Consider the following 1,199-nt stretch of genomic DNA (forward strand, 5'->3'; position numbering starts at 1 on the left):
TCGAGGCTGCTGTTCGGCACCGTCAACTCGCTCATCGAGTGGTACAAGCCGCGTACGGGCGGGTCGGTGGACGCGCTGGCCGACGCCGTCGTTGCCCTCACGTTCGACGGTCTGCGCAAGGCTTGAGCCGAGATCACCGAGCCGCGCAGGCGCGCCACATCGACGTCATCTCGGAGCCGGACGCGAGGGCGAACTTCTCCGTGACCACGAAATCGAACTGCTCGTAGAACGCGATGTTGCCCGGGGAGGTGCAGACGAGGTACGCGTCGACTCCGTCGCGGTCGCATCGGGCGAGCTGGTCCGTCATCAAGGCTGCCGCGAATCCGTGCCCGCGCCGAGCCGTCGAACTGCCGAGGTTGGCCAGATACCAGTGCGGACGCGTCGGATGATGAGCATCGAGTGTCGATCTCACGCCGAGTGCGGCGCTCGTCCGCCCGCGAAGTATCGGGAGCAGAGACGGTAGTGCTCGCAGAGTTCGGGTGATCGACGGCTGAGAGCCGGGCGGGTCCCACACTGCAGCCGCTGCGATGTCACCCGCGTCGGTGACGGCGTATCGAACCCCGCCCCCGGCTACGTGAAAGTGCCGCAACGACGCGTCGAAGTATCCGGTCAGCGCCGAATGCCGTCGACCACGTTCGGGCCAGATGGTTGCCATCAGTGGGTCGTCGCTGAACGCGTCGGCCAGAACGGATGCGCATCGGCCGCTGTCGGAGGCGTCCGCGGACAGGATTCTGCTGGTCACTTTCCCCCTTCGTCGCGTCATTCCGAACGGTTTGATCCAGTTAGTGTGGATCGGGTGAATTCAAGACCAGTACGGGTGCAGGCGCAAGATGACCCCGTACCACGGTGGATGTTGGTCGAAACCGTGTATCGAGGCCGTGCGTCGCTCGTCTCTCTCGGTGGCCGATCGAGGGACATGTCTTCGCTGTCTCGGGCGATCAAAGCGGTGGTGGGAGGTAGATCCTCGGCGCAGGTCTGGGCGGAGGTCGCGCGGTCTCTCGAGCACGTCCGCGCCGGTGGCCAGAGTCGGGACACGACTGTTCCTACGGGTGCGCGACGGACTCGCATCATCCTTCACCCCGTCGTCGGTCGAAACGCCCAGGTGCACGGGGTGCACCTGTGGGTCGGCGACGCGGAGGCGATCCCTCCCGGCTACCCGATGCACGACGCGCTTGCTGTGACGTTCGAGGCAGAGCGTC

General features: G+C 65.8%; 2 protein-coding genes and 1 pseudogene. 2 read left to right on the plus strand and 1 reads right to left on the minus strand.

Translation table 11 applies throughout. The features are described from left to right. A pseudogene (locus A2J03_RS14370) lies at positions 1-126 on the plus strand (TetR family transcriptional regulator); the annotation flags it as partial. Between the two features lie 7 nt (positions 127-133). Here A2J03_RS14370 and A2J03_RS14375 read toward each other — a convergent pair. Beyond that, positions 134-742, minus strand: a complete 609-nt coding sequence (locus tag A2J03_RS14375) for a GNAT family N-acetyltransferase (protein ID WP_068375070.1) — start codon at positions 740-742, stop codon at positions 134-136. A 75-nt stretch (positions 743-817) separates the two neighbouring features. On the opposite strand from A2J03_RS14375, the gene A2J03_RS14380 reads away from it, so the two are divergent. Beyond that, positions 818-1,199, plus strand: a 382-nt coding sequence (locus A2J03_RS14380) for a GAF domain-containing protein (protein WP_231912535.1), incomplete at its 3' end; no start/stop codon positions are given.

The sequence above is a fragment of the Rhodococcus sp. EPR-157 genome (assembly GCF_001647195.1).
Taxonomy (GTDB): Bacteria; Actinomycetota; Actinomycetes; order Mycobacteriales; family Mycobacteriaceae; genus Rhodococcoides.